At 63.6% G+C, this 15,052-nt stretch carries 16 protein-coding genes; 10 read left to right on the top strand and 6 right to left on the bottom strand.

The genetic code is table 11. The features are described 5' to 3' along the window. Positions 1-93: 93 nt before the first annotated feature. Positions 94-2,922 carry a DNA polymerase I gene (gene polA, locus ACZ0AI_RS16655; protein WP_463562826.1) on the bottom strand — a complete coding sequence of 943 codons (2,829 nt, stop codon included), beginning with the start codon at positions 2,920-2,922 and terminating at the stop codon, positions 94-96. 75 nt (positions 2,923-2,997) lie between these two features. On the opposite strand from polA, the gene ACZ0AI_RS16660 reads away from it, so the two are divergent. The 3 genes from ACZ0AI_RS16660 (at position 2,998) to ACZ0AI_RS16670 (ending at position 5,111) form a co-directional block, all read left to right on the top strand. After that, positions 2,998-3,282: a DUF2782 domain-containing protein gene (locus ACZ0AI_RS16660; RefSeq protein WP_225837185.1), complete on the top strand. Its 285-nt coding sequence runs from the start codon at positions 2,998-3,000 to the stop codon at positions 3,280-3,282. 12 nt (positions 3,283-3,294) lie between these two features. After that, positions 3,295-4,245 carry a homoserine kinase gene (locus ACZ0AI_RS16665; RefSeq protein WP_463562827.1) on the top strand — a complete coding sequence of 317 codons (951 nt, stop codon included), beginning with the start codon at positions 3,295-3,297 and terminating at the stop codon, positions 4,243-4,245. Between the two features lie 167 nt (positions 4,246-4,412). Continuing rightward, a complete protein-coding gene (locus ACZ0AI_RS16670; protein WP_463566162.1) occupies positions 4,413-5,111 on the top strand; it encodes a TVP38/TMEM64 family protein in 699 nt (232 codons plus the stop codon). 36 nt (positions 5,112-5,147) lie between these two features. Here the strand turns inward: ACZ0AI_RS16670 and znuA are convergent, their stop codons facing one another. Then, positions 5,148-6,053 carry a zinc ABC transporter substrate-binding protein ZnuA gene (gene znuA, locus ACZ0AI_RS16675; protein WP_463565960.1) on the bottom strand — a complete coding sequence of 302 codons (906 nt, stop codon included), beginning with the start codon at positions 6,051-6,053 and terminating at the stop codon, positions 5,148-5,150. 239 nt (positions 6,054-6,292) lie between these two features. Between znuA and ACZ0AI_RS16680 the strand changes: the two genes are divergently transcribed. The 7 genes from ACZ0AI_RS16680 to ACZ0AI_RS16710 all read left to right on the top strand — a co-directional run bounded on the left by ACZ0AI_RS16680 (position 6,293) and on the right by ACZ0AI_RS16710 (position 11,933). Then, positions 6,293-6,793, top strand: a complete 501-nt coding sequence (locus tag ACZ0AI_RS16680) for a Fur family transcriptional regulator (RefSeq protein ID WP_225837178.1) — start codon at positions 6,293-6,295, stop codon at positions 6,791-6,793. Then, a complete protein-coding gene (znuC, locus tag ACZ0AI_RS16685; RefSeq protein ID WP_463562830.1) occupies positions 6,790-7,593 on the top strand; it encodes a zinc ABC transporter ATP-binding protein ZnuC in 804 nt (267 codons plus the stop codon). The genes ACZ0AI_RS16680 and znuC overlap by 4 nt, the downstream gene beginning before the upstream one ends. Then, positions 7,586-8,374, top strand: coding sequence for a zinc ABC transporter permease subunit ZnuB (gene znuB, locus ACZ0AI_RS16690; RefSeq protein ID WP_463562831.1), 789 nt, complete (start codon positions 7,586-7,588; stop codon positions 8,372-8,374). The genes znuC and znuB overlap by 8 nt, the downstream gene beginning before the upstream one ends. A 74-nt stretch (positions 8,375-8,448) precedes the next feature. Continuing rightward, positions 8,449-9,270: a PA5502 family lipoprotein gene (locus tag ACZ0AI_RS16695; protein ID WP_463562832.1), complete on the top strand. Its 822-nt coding sequence runs from the start codon at positions 8,449-8,451 to the stop codon at positions 9,268-9,270. Positions 9,271-9,424: 154 nt separating this feature from the next. Next, positions 9,425-10,429: a methionine ABC transporter ATP-binding protein gene (locus tag ACZ0AI_RS16700; RefSeq protein WP_463562833.1), complete on the top strand. Its 1,005-nt coding sequence runs from the start codon at positions 9,425-9,427 to the stop codon at positions 10,427-10,429. Then, complete coding sequence (locus tag ACZ0AI_RS16705; protein ID WP_090423656.1) at positions 10,429-11,094, top strand: methionine ABC transporter permease; 666 nt, start codon at positions 10,429-10,431, stop codon at positions 11,092-11,094. Before ACZ0AI_RS16700 ends, ACZ0AI_RS16705 begins: the two co-directional genes overlap by 1 nt. 62 nt (positions 11,095-11,156) lie before the next feature. Then, positions 11,157-11,933 carry a MetQ/NlpA family ABC transporter substrate-binding protein gene (locus ACZ0AI_RS16710; RefSeq protein ID WP_463562834.1) on the top strand — a complete coding sequence of 259 codons (777 nt, stop codon included), beginning with the start codon at positions 11,157-11,159 and terminating at the stop codon, positions 11,931-11,933. An 87-nt stretch (positions 11,934-12,020) separates the two neighbouring features. On the opposite strand, the gene ACZ0AI_RS16715 is transcribed toward ACZ0AI_RS16710, so the two are convergent. The 4 genes from ACZ0AI_RS16715 to ACZ0AI_RS16730 form a co-directional block, all read right to left on the bottom strand. Then, positions 12,021-12,449 carry a GFA family protein gene (locus ACZ0AI_RS16715; protein ID WP_463562835.1) on the bottom strand — a complete coding sequence of 143 codons (429 nt, stop codon included), beginning with the start codon at positions 12,447-12,449 and terminating at the stop codon, positions 12,021-12,023. A gap of 150 nt (positions 12,450-12,599) precedes the next feature. Further along, positions 12,600-12,992, bottom strand: a complete 393-nt coding sequence (locus tag ACZ0AI_RS16720) for a YbaN family protein (protein ID WP_463565961.1) — start codon at positions 12,990-12,992, stop codon at positions 12,600-12,602. 13 nt (positions 12,993-13,005) lie between these two features. After that, on the bottom strand, positions 13,006-13,599 hold the full coding sequence (locus ACZ0AI_RS16725) for a biliverdin-producing heme oxygenase (RefSeq protein ID WP_463562836.1): 594 nt from the start codon (positions 13,597-13,599) through the stop codon (positions 13,006-13,008). 111 nt (positions 13,600-13,710) lie between these two features. Beyond that, positions 13,711-14,964 carry a TolC family outer membrane protein gene (locus ACZ0AI_RS16730; RefSeq protein ID WP_463570122.1) on the bottom strand — a complete coding sequence of 418 codons (1,254 nt, stop codon included), beginning with the start codon at positions 14,962-14,964 and terminating at the stop codon, positions 13,711-13,713. Positions 14,965-15,052 lie beyond the last annotated feature (88 nt).

Genomic DNA, 15,052 nt, shown 5'->3' on the forward strand with positions numbered 1-15,052 from the left:
TCAGCGATGCTTAGAATGCTTTGTTTGGTCTTAATATCTGCTAAGAGCTCTGAGCTCTAACTGATAACGTAACGCATCTCCCGATGAAGGCTCTCAATGAGCCTCATCCCAGTTATTGCCTACACCGACCTCGACGAGCATCGGCACATCCAGTTCGGCGGCCTCTGCCATCAGCGGACGAATCTGTGCGCTGACCTGCTCGAGCAGATCTTCACGCACCTCCAGCACCAGTTCATCGTGTACCTGCAGGATTACCCTGGCATCCAGGCCCGACTCGGTGAGCCAGTTATCCACAGCCACCATGGCCTTCTTGATGATGTCCGCTGCAGTGCCCTGCATCGGCGCGTTGATTGCCGTTCGCTCGGCACCGGCGCGTTCCTGAGGACGACTGGACTTGATCTGCGGCAGGTACAGACGACGCCCGAACAAAGTTTCCACGAAGCCCTGCTCCGCGGCCTGCCGACGGGTGCGATCCATGTATTCGCGCACGCCGGGGTAGCGAGCAAAGTAGGTCTCGATGTAGGCCTTGGCCGTTTTGCTGTCGACGCCAATGTCCTTGGCCAGCTTCTGCGCGCCCATGCCGTAGATCAGGCCGAAGTTGATGGCCTTGGCGCTACGCCGCTGATCCACGGTCACCTGATCCAGCTCGACCTTGAACACTTCCGCGGCAGTCGCGGTGTGCACATCAAGGTTTTCGCGGAAGGCATTCATCAGCCCTTCATCGCGCGACAGGTGCGCCATGATGCGCAGCTCGATCTGCGAATAGTCAGCCGCCAGCAGCTTGTAGCCCTCAGGTGCGATGAAGGCCTGGCGAATACGCCGGCCCTCGGCACTGCGTATTGGGATGTTCTGCAAGTTCGGGTCGCTGGACGATAGGCGCCCAGTAGAGGCCACTGCCTGTTGATAACTGGTGTGGATACGCCCGGTACGCGGGTTGATCTGTTCCGGCAGGCGATCGGTGTAGGTGCTCTTGAGCTTGCTCAGGCTGCGGTACTGCATCAGCACCTTGGGCAGCTCGTAGTCCTGCTCGGCCAGCTCCGCGAGCACCGCTTCGGCAGTCGATGCCTGACCTTTAGCGGTCTTACTGATGATCGGCAAACCTAGCTTTTCATAAAGAATGGCGCCGAGCTGCTTGGGCGAACCAAGGTTGAATTCCTCGCCTGCCACCTCGAAAGCCTCGCGCTCCAAGGCGACCAGCTTCTCGCCCAGCTCCTGGCTGTGGCGGCCCAGCAGGTTGGCATCGACCAGCGCACCATTGCGCTCGATACGCGCCAGCACCGGTACCAATGGAATTTCGATATCACTCAGCACGCTGGCCAGACTCGGCACCTGCTCCAGGCGGTTCCACAGGTGCTGATGCAGGCGCAAGGTCACGTCAGCGTCTTCAGCCGCATAAGGGCCTGCCTGCTCCAGGGCGATCTGGTCGAAGGTCAGTTGCTTGGCGCCCTTGCCGGCGATGTCCTCGAAACGGATGGTGCTGTGCCCCAGGTACTTGAGCGACAGGCTGTCCATGTCGTGGCGCGTGGCGGTGGAGTCCAGCACGTAGGACTCGAGCATGGTGTCGAACGCCACGCCCTGCACGGTGATGGGCGTGGAGGCGTTGGCGAGGATATTGATGTCGTACTTGGCGTGCTGGCCGACCTTGGCTTTGGCAGGGTCTTCGAGAATCGGCTTGAGCGCGCGCAGCACGGCATCACGATCCAGTTGCTGCGGCACGCCCATATAACTGTGGGCGACCGGCACGTAGACAGCCTCACCGGCCTTGACCGCGAATGACAGGCCGACCAGCTGCGCCTGCTGGGCGTCGACGCTGGTGGTTTCGGTATCGAAGGCGATCAGCTCGGCCTGCTGCAACTGCTCGAGTAGCGCGTCGAATTCGCCCTGCTCAAGGATCGTGCGGTAGTTACCGGTAACAACCGCCGGCTCGCTTTCGGCAGCGGGCGCTTCATCTGCTGCAGGCGCAGGGCTTTCTGGGTTGCTGAACAGATCGTCGGCAGCCGGGGTGAGTTCAGTCTTGGCCTTGGCTTTGGGCGCAGCGCTTTTGTTCTGGCGCAACAACTCGTCGAGCCAGCCCTTGAACTCCAGCTCTTCGTAGAGCGGTTTGAGCGCCTCGATATCCGGCTCGCCCGGGTACAGCCTGGAGTAATCAAGATCCAGCGGCACGTCCAGCTTGATGGTCGCCAGTTGATAGGAGAGATAGGCCATGTCGCGGTGTTCTTCGAGCTTGGCCGGCAGCGTCTTGGCGCCGCGTATCGGCAGGCCTGGCACCTTGTCGAGGTTGGCGTAGAGCACGTCGAGGCCACCACCGACACCAACCAGCAGGCCGAGGGCGGTTTTCTCGCCGACGCCGGGCACGCCCGGAATGTTGTCGACCTTGTCGCCCATCAGCGCCAAGTAATCGATGATCAGCTCAGGGCCGACACCGAATTTCCCTTTCACGCCCTCGATGTCGTAAACGCTACCGGTCATGGTGTTGACCAGCGTAACGTGCTGGCACACCAGCTGCGCCATGTCCTTGTCGCCCGTAGAGATCACCACGTCACGGCCCTCGGCGGCGCTCTGCCGGGCCAGGGTACCGATCACGTCGTCCGCTTCCACACCCTCGATGCACAGCAGCGGCAGGCCGAGCGCGCGCACGCTGGCGTGCAGCGGCTCGACCTGCAGGCGCAGCTCGTCGGGCATGGGTGGGCGGTTGGCTTTGTAGTCGGCGAACAGCTCATCGCGGAAGGTACCGCCCTTGGCATCGAAGACCACGGCGAGGGGGCTGTCCGGGTACTGCCGGCGCAGGCTGCGCAGCATGTTCAACACACCCTTGACCGCGCCTGTTGGCAGGCCTTTGGAGGTGGTCAGGGGCGGCAAGGCATGGAAGGCGCGGTACAGGTAAGAGGAACCGTCGACCAGGACGAGGGGGGCTTGGCTCATGAGCGTGATCAACCTTTTCGGCGGGCGTGGCGCTAGAATACGCAGTACCGTTGATTTCAAAGGGACAAGGTTACCATGGGACTCTTCAATCGCTTGATCCTGCTTGCCGTGCTGGCCGCAGTGCCGTTCGTTGCGCAGGCCAGTGATGCGCCCTCGGCGGAACCCGATGTCACCATCCGCCAGGACGGCGACCGTACCGTGGAGGAGTACCGGGTCAACGGCTTCCTCTACGCCATCAAGGTCACCCCCAAAGGTGGCAAACCCTATTTCCTGGTTCGGGCCGACGGCAGCGACGGTAGCTTCGTGCGCTCCGATTCGCCGGATATGCTGATCCCGGCCTGGGAAATCTTCAGCTGGTAAGGCAGTCAATTCATGTCGGTGTTCACCCCGCTGCAACGTTCGCAACTGGACACGTTTCTCGCGCCTTACGGGCTCGGCCGTCTGCTCGATTTTCAGGGCATCGAGGCCGGTAGCGAAAACAGCAACTTCTTCGTCAGCATGGAACAGGGCGAGTTCGTGCTGACCCTGATCGAGCGCGGGCCAAGCGACGATCTGCCGTTCTTCATCGAGCTGCTGGACGTGCTCCACGACGCTGGCCTGCCGGTGCCCTACGCACTGCGCACCGACAGTGGCGAAGCCTTGCGCAGTCTGGCTGGCAAGCCGGCGCTGCTGCAGCCACGACTGAGCGGCAAGCACATCAGCGCGGTCAACGCCCACCATTGCCAGGAAATCGGCGGCCTGCTGGCGCGCATTCATCTGGCGACCCGCGAACATCCCCTGCCGCGCAAGAGCGATCGGGGCCTGGAGTGGATGCTGCGTGAAGGTGCAGCGCTGGCCCAGCGGCTGCCGGCCGAGCAGGCCAGCCTGCTGAACGGCGCCCTGGAAGAGATCGCCAAACTGCAGGAGCGCGTGCGCAAGCTGCCGGGTGCCAACCTGCATGCCGATCTTTTTCGCGACAACTGCCTGTTCGAAGGCACGCACCTGAGCGGAGTGATCGACTTCTACAACGCCTGCTCCGGGCCGATGCTCTATGACCTGGCCATCGCCGTGAACGACTGGTGCTCGGATGAGCAAGGGCGCCTGAATGCCGAGCGCACTCGCGCGCTGCTCGGCGCCTATGCCGCACTGCGCCCGTTCAGCGCCGCCGAAGCCGAGCTGTGGCCTGCCCTGCTGCGCATCGGTTGCGTGCGTTTCTGGCTGTCACGGCTGATCGCTGCAGAGGCCTTTGCCGGCCAGGACGTGCTGATCCACGACCCTACCGAATTCCAGCGCCGTCTGGCAGAGCGTCAACACGTCGACCTGGCACTGCCATTCGCGCTGTAGATCACCCCTGGGGCCAGGGGTCTGTAGCATCCAGTCGCGCATGCCCTGGCTCAGCGCTTGTACCGTTCGAGCGCTTGCCCCTATGCTGCGGCTCTCATCCGCTGCTACCGGTAAAACGCGGCTGGCAGCTCGATCTCCACTGACTCGCGCGAAATCGAGTCAGGTTCATGACCTTGCAGCGGGCCCTCATGCAATCACCGACGCCCAATCACAAAGGGCGCCCGGCGCCCGCAACACCCGCCACCTGGGCACTGCGTATTCTTGGCGCGATCGTCTTGCTGGTACTCGCCGTACTGATCTGGAACGCCTGGGATCATCAGGCGTTCATCGCCTGGCGCGAAGAGGCCGGGGTGCTGCCGTTTTTCTTCGCCATGGCGATACTGCCCGCGCTGGGTGTACCGATCACACCTTTTTTCATCGTCGCCGGGGCAACCTTCGGCGTGCATATCGGGCTCGCTGGCAGCGCGATCGCCCTGTCGGCCAATCTTCTGCTGTGCTACTGGATAGCGCGCAGCGGCCTGCGGCCCTGGCTAAGTCGGCTGCTCGCACGCACTCGCTATAGCATTCCCGACTTCGAGAAGGGTGAAGGTGCGCTGCGTTTTACGCTGCTGGTCAAGCTGGCCCCGGGCGTGCCCATCTTCATCAAACACTATCTGCTCGGTATGGCCGGGGTTCCCTTCTGGATCTACTTCGCGGTGTCGGGGCTGATCACCGGCGTTTATGCAGTGGCCTTCGTGGTGCTTGGCGAGTCACTGCTCGAACATGACCTGGGCAACAGCGCGGCGGCGCTCGCCGTGTTGGGCCTGGTCGCGCTGGCGATCTATCTGTGGCGTCGGCGTATTACCACCAAGCAAGACACCGAGTGAGCGATCCGAGCCTCTGTGAATTATGGACACCCGGTTTTAAAGCCTACCCAAGCAGCCACTAAAACCATCGGCTAACTCTTGCAGCAGGCTTTCATAACCGGCTGCGCTGATCGGTGCCGCCGCGCCCATTGCATCTAGCTCTGCCAGAGTAGCCGGCAAGCCAGCAGTCAGGGTCTCGGCCAGGCGCGGGCGCAGCGGCGGCTCGCTGAACACGCAGCTCGGCCCTACGCGCTGCAGTTGCTCACGCATCGCCGCCACGTGACGAGCACCCGGCTGCACTTCGCTGGCCACACTGAACACACCGACATGCTTGAGGCCGTAAGCGGCTTCGAAGTAGTCGAAGGCCTCATGGAAAACGAAGAAGGGCTTGGTCGACAGCGGCTTGAGCTGAGCCTGCAGACTCGGCTCCAGCGCATCTAGGCGTTTGTCGAACGCTTGCAGATTGGCCTGATAGCGCGGTGCGTTGGCGGGGTCGGCCTTGCTCAGGTCGGCGGCCATGCGCGCGGCAATCACCCGGGCGTTGGCCGGCAGCAGCCACAGGTGAGCATCCAGACTGCCGGGGCGGTGGTCGTGGTCATGCTCGCCGAGTGCTTCAGGGGCATGCTCGTCAGCGTGGTCGTGGTCGTGGTCGTGGTCGTGGTCAGCATCCTCGCCGAAATGCCGCAGCGTCATGTCCGGCAGGCTTTGAACGGCGACGCTGGGCTTTTCACGGGTAGCCAGAACGCGAGGCATGAAGCTCTCCATGTCCGGCCCGATCCAATACAGCAGATCCACTTCCTGCACCCGACGCATGTCCGAGGGACGCAGCGCGTAGTGGTGCGGTGACGCGCCCGGCGGCAGCAATACTTCGGGTTCGCCCACGCCTTCCTGCACCGCTGCGGCGATCAGCTGCAATGGCTTGATGCTGGTAAGCACACGGACATCGGCCTGGGCAGCGCCCATCGTGCTGAAGAACAAGGAAACGGCCAGAGTGAGCAACGACGGGAAACGCAAACGCAACATGGGAAGAGATTCTTTCGAGAGACAACAGGAGTAATACAATAACATCCTATCCTGGCCAGTTGGCACCTGTCCGCCGAATGAACCTCTCCGCGCGCCAGCCGGACGGGCAGCCGGCACATGCGTGGCGCCCGGTGGTCGATGCGTAATAGAATAACGTCCTACGCTTCGAGGCCCTCGCCATGTACAAACCCGTCAGCGTCGTGCCGCCTTTGGCATCGCGCCCCCATGACCATTCCCATTGCGTCAGCCACGCGCTGGCTGAAGCCGAGGCCATCTGTGCTCGTCAGGGCCTACGCCTGACCGCCCTGCGCAAGCGGGTGCTGGAGCTGGTATGGGCTAGCCACAAGCCGCTAGGCGCCTACGACATTCTTGGCGTGCTCAGCGAGGAAGACGGCCGCCGCGCTGCACCGCCGACCGTATACCGCGCCCTGGATTTCCTTCTGGAAAACGGTCTGGTGCACCGCATCGCCTCGCTCAACGCCTTCGTTGGCTGCAGCCATCCGGCGCACGCTCACCAGAGCCAGTTCCTGATCTGCCGCAATTGCAATGCGGCCGTGGAGTTGGAACAGACAGCGATCAGCGACGCCATCGTCACAGGCGCCAAGGGTGTTGGCTTCAACGTCGAGAGCCAGACCGTCGAAGTCGTCGGCCTGTGCGCAGGCTGCCAAGGCAGCAAATGAGCGACGCGCTGATTCGCCTCGAAGGCGTAACTGTCGGTTTCTCCGGGCAGACGGTGCTCGATAACGTCGAGCTGACCATCAAACCCGGCGAGATCGTCACCCTGATCGGCCCCAATGGCGCCGGCAAGACCACCCTGGTGCGCGCTGTACTCGGCCTGCTCAAGCAGGACAGCGGCAGCGTCTGGCGCAAGCCCAAGCTGCGCATCGGCTACATGCCGCAGAAGCTGCACGTCGACCCGACCTTGCCGCTCAGCGTGCTGCGATTTCTGCGCCTGGTACCCGGCGTAGACCGTGCCCGCGCCCAGGCAGCGCTGGCGGAGGTGGGTGCCAGCCAGGTGCTCGACAGCCCGCTGCAAGGTATCTCTGGGGGCGAACTGCAGCGCGTGCTGCTGGCTCGTGCCCTGCTGCGCGAGCCGCAGCTGCTGGTGCTCGACGAGCCTGTCCAAGGCGTCGACGTAGCCGGCCAGGCCGAGCTGTATCGGCTGATCACCCGCCTGCGCGATCGCCATGGCTGCGGCGTGCTGATGGTCTCCCACGATCTCCATCTGGTGATGAGCACCACCGACCAGGTGGTGTGCCTGAACCGTCACGTGTGTTGTTCGGGCCACCCGGAGCAGGTCAGTTTCGATCCGGCCTTCGTCGAACTGTTCGGCCGCGACGCCCAGAGTCTGGCCGTCTATCACCACCATCACGACCATGAACACGACCTGCATGGCGGCGTAGTCAGCGAAAAACCGGGCCTGACCATCAACGGCCCGGTTCGCCCCCACGTACACGGAGATGGCTGCAAGCATGGCTGATTTTCTGCTCAACGCCCTGCTCGCCGGCCTCGCCCTGGCGCTGGTCGCCGGCCCATTGGGCTCCTTCGTGGTGTGGCGGCGCATGGCCTACTTCGGCGACACCCTGTCCCACGCCGCGCTGCTCGGTGTGGCCCTGGGGCTGATGCTGGACGTCAGCCCGACCTTCGCGGTGACCGTCGGCTGCGTGCTGCTGGCGATCCTGCTGGTCACCCTGCAGACACGCCAGCCGCTGGCCAGCGACACGCTGCTCGGCATCCTCGCCCACAGCACGCTATCGCTGGGCCTGGTGGTGCTGAGTTTCATGCGCGACGTGCGCATCGACCTGATGGGCTACCTGTTCGGCGACCTGCTCGCCGTCAGCACCACCGATCTGGCCTGGATTCTCGCCGGCAGTGCTCTGGTACTGATCCTGCTGGTGCTGATGTGGCGCCCGTTGCTGGCGATTACCGTGCACGAGGAACTGGCCAGGGTCGAAGGTCTGCCCGTGGCAGCGATCCGCCTCGGCCTGATGCTGCTCATCGCCATCGTCATCGCCGTGGCGATGAAGATCGTCGGCGTGCTGCTGATCACCTCGCTGCTGATCATCCCCGCCGCCGCCGCCCAGCGGCACGCGCGCACACCGGAGCAAATGGCGTTTGGCGCCAGCCTGCTGGGAATCGTGGCGGTGTGCTGCGGTCTGAGTCTGTCCTGGTTCAAGGACACCCCGGCCGGCCCGTCCATCGTGGTTTCCGCGGCCAGCCTGTTCCTGCTCAGTTTCGTACTGCCGCGCCGCAGGGCCTGAGCTGCAGAATTTGGTCAGCGCATGAGCCAGCGTGTAGAATTGCGTGTTTTTTGCACAAATCGAGACTCGCGACCATGACATCGTTCTCCATAAGCCGTGCCGCCCTGGCCGCACTGGTGCTGCTGATGGTCGGCTGCCAGAGCCGCCAGGAAGCCGAACCAGCTGTAATTCCGGCTGCCGTCGCGGTTGCGCCCAGCGCCCAGGAACAGTTCGACGCCAACCTTGCCGGCGGCCGACTGGCCGAGGCCGAGGCGCAATTCGAAGCGCTGCAGGGCGGTGACCCCGCCGCGGTTCTGCACGCTCAGCGACGCCTGTCCGAAGCCTATTTGCAGGAAGGTCAAAAAGCCCTGGAAAGCGGCGATCTCGACAAGGCCGCAAAATCCCTTGGTCATGCGCGCAACCTGATGCCCAAGGCCCCAGCGCTGACCACCGGCCTCGATGGCGCTATCGGCAAGGCCCGTGAAGCCGAGCTGAGCGCAGTCGAGCAGGCACGCCAGGCCGGGGAACAGGCCCAGGCCGCACGGCAGGAGCAGCTGCGCCTGTTGCGCCAGGCTGCCGAGGCACAGGCCGCGGCAACCCGCGCCGCTGATGCGCAGCCGGAAGTACCGGCGAAGCTGATCGATCCTGCTGCCACACGCAGCGAAATCAGCCTGCCTATGCTGGATAGCCGTGATGAGGCCGCCTTGTTCGAACGCCTCGATGCGGTGGCTGCGGATGTGGTGACCTTCGACCGCACCGTGCATATCCAGGTGCGCAGCGCCGAAGATCTGCGCCGCGTCACCGGCTTGCTGGAAGCGCGGGTGATGAAACGCGATCCGACCTTCAAGCTGACCCTCAGCCATGCGGTGAAACCCGTTCAGGTGCCCCACCTGATACTGAGTTCGCGCAATCGGTAGCTGAATGGATGTGCCGCCTGGAGCGGCGCACCTCAACCAGCTTTTTAGCTATAAACATAGGTCTACAAAGATCTTTGAGGCCTAACAAGCGCCGGATAAACTAGCGCATCTACGTGCCTATCCGGCAAAACGACGAACCCAAAAGGTTTAACGCGTGATCGACTTCCATCAGGTTCACAAGGCGTACCGCGTCAGTGGCCGCGATATCCCCGCCCTGCAACCCTGCGATTTGCACATCGACCGTGGCGAAGTATTCGGCATCATCGGTCACTCCGGTGCAGGCAAGAGTACCCTGCTGCGCCTGATCAATCGCCTCGAAGAGCCTTCGGGCGGGCGCATCGATATCGACGGCGTGGACGTGACCGCCCTTGGTGCAGATGGCCTGCGCAAGTTCCGCCAACAGGTCGGCATGATTTTCCAGCACTTCAACCTGCTGTCATCCAAGACCGTCGCCGCCAACGTCGCCATGCCCTTGAAGCTGGCTGGCGTGGCAAACGCGGAGATCGAGCAGCGCGTTGCCGCCCTGCTCGAGCGCGTTGGTCTTCAGGATCACGCCAACAAGTACCCGGCACAGCTGTCCGGCGGACAAAAGCAGCGTGTGGGTATCGCCCGGGCGCTGGCCACCCGCCCGAAGATTCTGCTCTGCGACGAGGCCACCAGCGCCCTCGACCCGCAAACCACCGCGTCGGTGTTGCAATTGCTGGCCGAGATCAACCGCGAACTGGGCCTGACCATCGTCCTGATCACCCATGAGATGGACGTGATTCGCCGCGTTTGCGACCGCGTGGCGGTCATGGATGCGGGCGTGATCGTCGAACTGGGCGCCGTCGCCGACGTCTTCCTGCACCCACAGCACGCCACCACCAAGCGCTTCGTTCAGGAGGCCGAGCAGGTCGACGAAAACGAGCAGCGCGACGACTTCGCCCATGTTCAGGGCCGTATCCTGCGCCTGACCTTTCAGGGTGACTCGACCTATTCGCCGATCCTCGGCCAAGTCGCCCGGGAAACCGGTATCGACTACAGCATACTTGCCGGGCGTATCGACCGCATCAAGGACACGCCCTACGGCCAGCTGACCCTGGCACTGAGCGGCGGCGATATCGACGCGGCCCTGGCCCGCTTCGAAGCGGCCGACGTGCACCTGGAGGTTCTGCGCTGATGGAAACCTTACTGCCCAACGTCGACTGGCTGGAAATCTGGCAGGCCAGCCTCGACACCCTGAACATGCTCGGCGGCTCCATGCTGTTCACCGTGCTGTTCGGCCTGCCCCTCGGCGTGCTGCTGTTCCTCACCGGGCCACGGCAGATGTTCGAACAGAAGGCGCTCTATGCGGTGGTCTCACTGCTGGTGAACATCCTGCGTTCGGTGCCGTTCGTGATCCTGCTGATCCTGCTGATCCCGGTCACGGTATTGATCACCGGCACATCACTGGGCGTTGCCGGGGCCATTCCACCACTGGTGGTCGGTGCCACGCCGTTCTTCGCACGCCTGGTGGAAACCGCACTGCGCGAGGTCGATCGCGGCATCATCGAAGCGACCCAGGCGATGGGTGCCAGCACCCGGCAGATCATCTTCAACGCCCTGTTGCCCGAGGCCCTACCAGGTATTCTGGCGGCCGTTACTGTCACCGCCATCACCCTGGTGTCCTACACCGCGATGAGTGGCCTGATCGGCGGCGGCGGCCTGGGCGACCTGGCGGTGCGTTACGGCTACCAGCGTTACCAGCCGGACGTGATGTTCGTGACAGTGGCGCTGCTGGTGGTGCTCGTACAAATTCTGCAAACCATCGGTGATCGGCTGGTGGTGCACTTCTCTCGTAAATAAAACAGCTGGAACGGACGACCGGCACTTTGCCGCCACGCCGCCTCATCTCAAGGAGTCAAATGATGAAAAAACTGCTTACTGCCCTGGCTGTCGTCGCAGCCTTTTCCAGCGCTGCCCAAGCTGAAACCCTGACCGTCGCTGCTTCGGCCGTGCCGCACGCGGAGATCCTCAACTTCGTCAAACCGGCACTGGCCAAAGAAGGCGTGGAGCTGGACGTCAAAGTGTTCACCGACTACGTACAGCCCAACGTACAGGTCGCTGAGAAGCGCCTGGACGCCAACTTCTTCCAGCACCAGCCCTACCTGGACGAGTTCAACAAGAGCCGTGGTACAACCCTGGTCAGCGTAGGCGGTGTGCACGTCGAACCGTTCGGCGCCTACTCGAGCAAGATCAATGATCTGAAAGACCTGCCGCAAGGCGCCAACGTGGTGATCCCCAACGACGCCACCAATGGCGGCCGTGCCCTGCTGCTGCTGCAGAAGGCAGGCGTGATCACGCTCAAGGACGCCAACAACATCCTCTCCACACCGAAAGACATCGCCGAGAACCCGAAGAGCATCAAGGTGCGTGAACTGGAAGCCGCGACCCTGCCGCGCGTTCTGACCCAAGTCGACCTGGCGCTGATCAACACCAACTACGCGCTGGAAGCCAAGCTGAACCCGACCCAGGACGCCCTGGCCATCGAAGGCAGCGACTCGCCGTACGTCAACATCCTGGTTACTCGTGAAGACAACAAGGACAGCGCCGCCGTACAGAAGCTGGTCAAGGCCCTGCACAGCGACGAAGTGAAAGCCTTCATCCTGGAAAAATACAAAGGCGCGGTCGTTCCGGCGTTCTGATTGCCGTAATACCACCCCTGCAGTACTTGATGCCGCGTAGCCCTCGAGCTACGCGGCATTTTCATTTCTGCGCGGCGGGCAGTGCGCTCACGACGGGATAAAGCGCAGCACGCCAGCCTGTCGCGGCCCGGCGCCAGAGGGGTCGTCTTTCGGGTGGGCGATGCCATCGCTGACCGGCACCTCGGCGAAGTCGAACGGGCTGACACCTTCGAGGCACGCCACGTTGACGCCATACTGATGGGGACTGGAGCGGCGTTGATGGTGGGTGTAGATGCCGCAGCACGAGCAAAAGTAATGCTCTGCAGTCTTCGAATTGAATCGATAGACCGTCAGCAACTCTGCGCCCTGCAGCACGCGCAAATCCGCCAGCTCGGCCGATACCGCCACCGCGCCGCGCATACGGCAATAGGAGCAGTTGCAGCGCCGCGCGGTATGCAGGCCGTCGCTCAGCGTCACTTGAAAGCGCACCCCGCCACAATGGCAGGCACCGCTGATCTCGCCGATATCCTTGTTCATTGCCAGGCCCTCGTTTGATCGAGCGCACAGCATAGGCTAAATACCGAACAAGTGGCCTGGCGTTGAGCGTAGCGATACCCAGGAACAATCGACCAAAAAACCCAGGTTTACTATCGATGCATCCCGGGTATCGCTGCGCTCAACCGTGGGCTACGAGACGGAATTGTCTTTGCGTGGTCGCTCCGGCCGAGACCAGATCCACAGCGCGCCGCCGCTCATGCCCAAGCCGGCGAAAATCAGCGACGGCGTGTGCGCTACCGTCAGCAACATGACGGCGAAGGCCATCAGCATGCTCAGGCTCGCCACCCGCTTGGTACGCCGGGTGATCACACCGCCCTCCCGCCAGTTGCGCAGCAGTGGGCCGAACAGACGATGGTTCTCCAGCCAGGCGCTAAGCCGTGGTGAACTGCGCGACGCGGCCCAGGCGGCAAGCAACACGAACTCGGTGGTCGGCAAGCCAGGCACCAGCACGCCCACCGCCGCCATGCCGATGCTCAGGTAGGCGAGCGCCAGCCATAGCCAGCGTGCCCAGCCACTCGCCATCGTCTGCGGCGTATCAGGCAAAGCTGCGCTCCAGATGCACGGCGAAACGCTCGAAGGCCGCGATGGCGGCAGCCTCGGCCTCGCGCTCCTGCTGCTCATCCAGTTCGACACCGTCGAGCGCCGCGACGAAGGTTTTCCAGCCTTGCGCCCGGCCAACCTCGGGCTCGCCCAGATGCCGCGCCCCGAAGGTCTCGCTCAAACCCAGAGCGGGCATGCGCTTGAGTAGGAAGGCCGCCCCCAGCTTGGAGCCCTCGGACACGAACAGCCAGGCAAGGGCGGCGCCGAGCCCCAGGGACTGGCCACGAATAGACTCATCGCCCAGTGGCACCGGCAGGCCAAGGTCAGCCAGGTCGAGACGGGCCTGCTGCAACCGGCAGCGTGCCGGCAGATCCGGTAGCAACGCGAGCAGCGCGGGGTCGTGATAGAGCGTTTCCAGGTCGTACTGGAACAGATACTGGGCGGCGACGAAGCGTGCGAAACGCTCTGGACTGCCGAACGGATCATGGCCTTTGACCAGCGCATCGAGCTTGCCATGAGGCTCGTGCGTCAGCTGGTTGAGGCGCTGGGAACGCAGTGGATGGGACAGCTGTGCCTGTTGGGCGGTCATGGGGTCTCTCCTTGTACGGGCCTGCCGAGCGGTGCTCGGCATCATCTAGATAACTGACGAATCAGCAGGAGAAAGTCGGTAAACACCGCCACTCGCTCCGTGAGCCCACTGTCATGCGCTACCCGGGAAGTAACGGCTCAAGTGGCGCAGATCCGTCTCACCGAGCACCCCGGCCAGGTAGCGCAGCTGCAACCAGGCGCGCAGGTAGCCATAACGCGCCTCCGCCAGATCCCGCCGGGCGCTGTAGAGCTGCTGCTCGGCATCGAGGACGTCACGGTTGACCCGCTCACCACCGGTGACACTCTTCCGGGTAGCGTCGATCAGACCACTCGCCGACTCGACCGCCAGCTCATAGGCACGCACCTTGGCAGTGCTACTCGCACACAGGTTGAACTGCCGCCGTAGCTCGTTGAGTACCCCGTCGCGCTGGGCGTCCAGCTCGTAGCGGGCCTGATCGTAGGATGCCGCTGCCTGACGTCGCGAAGCCGATACACCGCCACCGGCGAACAACGGCACACTGAGCTGGATGCCGATGCTGTCGGTGTCGTACTTCTGGTTGTAGGTGCTTTCCGAGTCGGAGCTGGTCTTGCGCGAACTGGCGTACAGCCCCAGCGTTGGCAGGTGCCCGGCGCGCTGACGCTCGACTTCCTGCTCGGCCACGCTCAGCCCATGGCGCTGGCTGGCGAGCTCGGCATTGTGCGCCACGGCCATGTCGCGCCAGCCTTCGAACCGCGCCGGAGCCAGCGGTTCGGCGCTGAACGGGCCACTCAATGGCGCCAGTTGGCGAAGTTCGACCGGCTCGCCGATGATTGCCTGCAGGTCGCGCAGCGCGGCATCCAGGGCATCCTGCGCCTCGATCTCCTGCGCCCGGGACAAATCATGACGAGCGCGGGTTTCCAGCAAGTCGGTACGGGTGCCTTCGCCGGCCTCGAAGGTGCGCTGGTTGAGCTGCAACTGCTCGGCATAGGCACGCCGCTGGGCACCCGCCAGCTCGATCTGCTCACCGGCCAGCAAGGCCTGACTGTATGCCTCGAAGACACGCACCACCAGTTCCTGGCCACGCCCACGCAGACGCTCGTCGGCCAGCGCCGCCTTGGCCACACCCTGGCGGTACTCGGCCCAAGCGGCATAGTCGAACAGCGGTTGCTGCAGGGTCAGCGCCGAGGAGTAGCTGTCGTAATCACGGTCGTTGGTCACCCCGCCCGCCGTGACATCGGACTCGTTGCGGGCCTTGCGATAACTGTACGAGAGGTTCGGCAGCAAGCCGGCCCGGCCGATGGCCAGGTTCTCCACGCCAGCATCCCGCTCGCGGGTGGCGGCGCGAAAAGTCGGATCATTGCGCAGGGCCAGGGCATAAGCGTCCATCACGCCGAACGCGAGGCTCGGCCCGGCGAGCAGCGCACCGAGCAGCAGGACCCGCACCTGAGGGCTGGCGAGACCTTACGCCGGGTTC

The sequence above is a fragment of the Pseudomonas sp. AC355 genome, assembly GCF_979258205.1.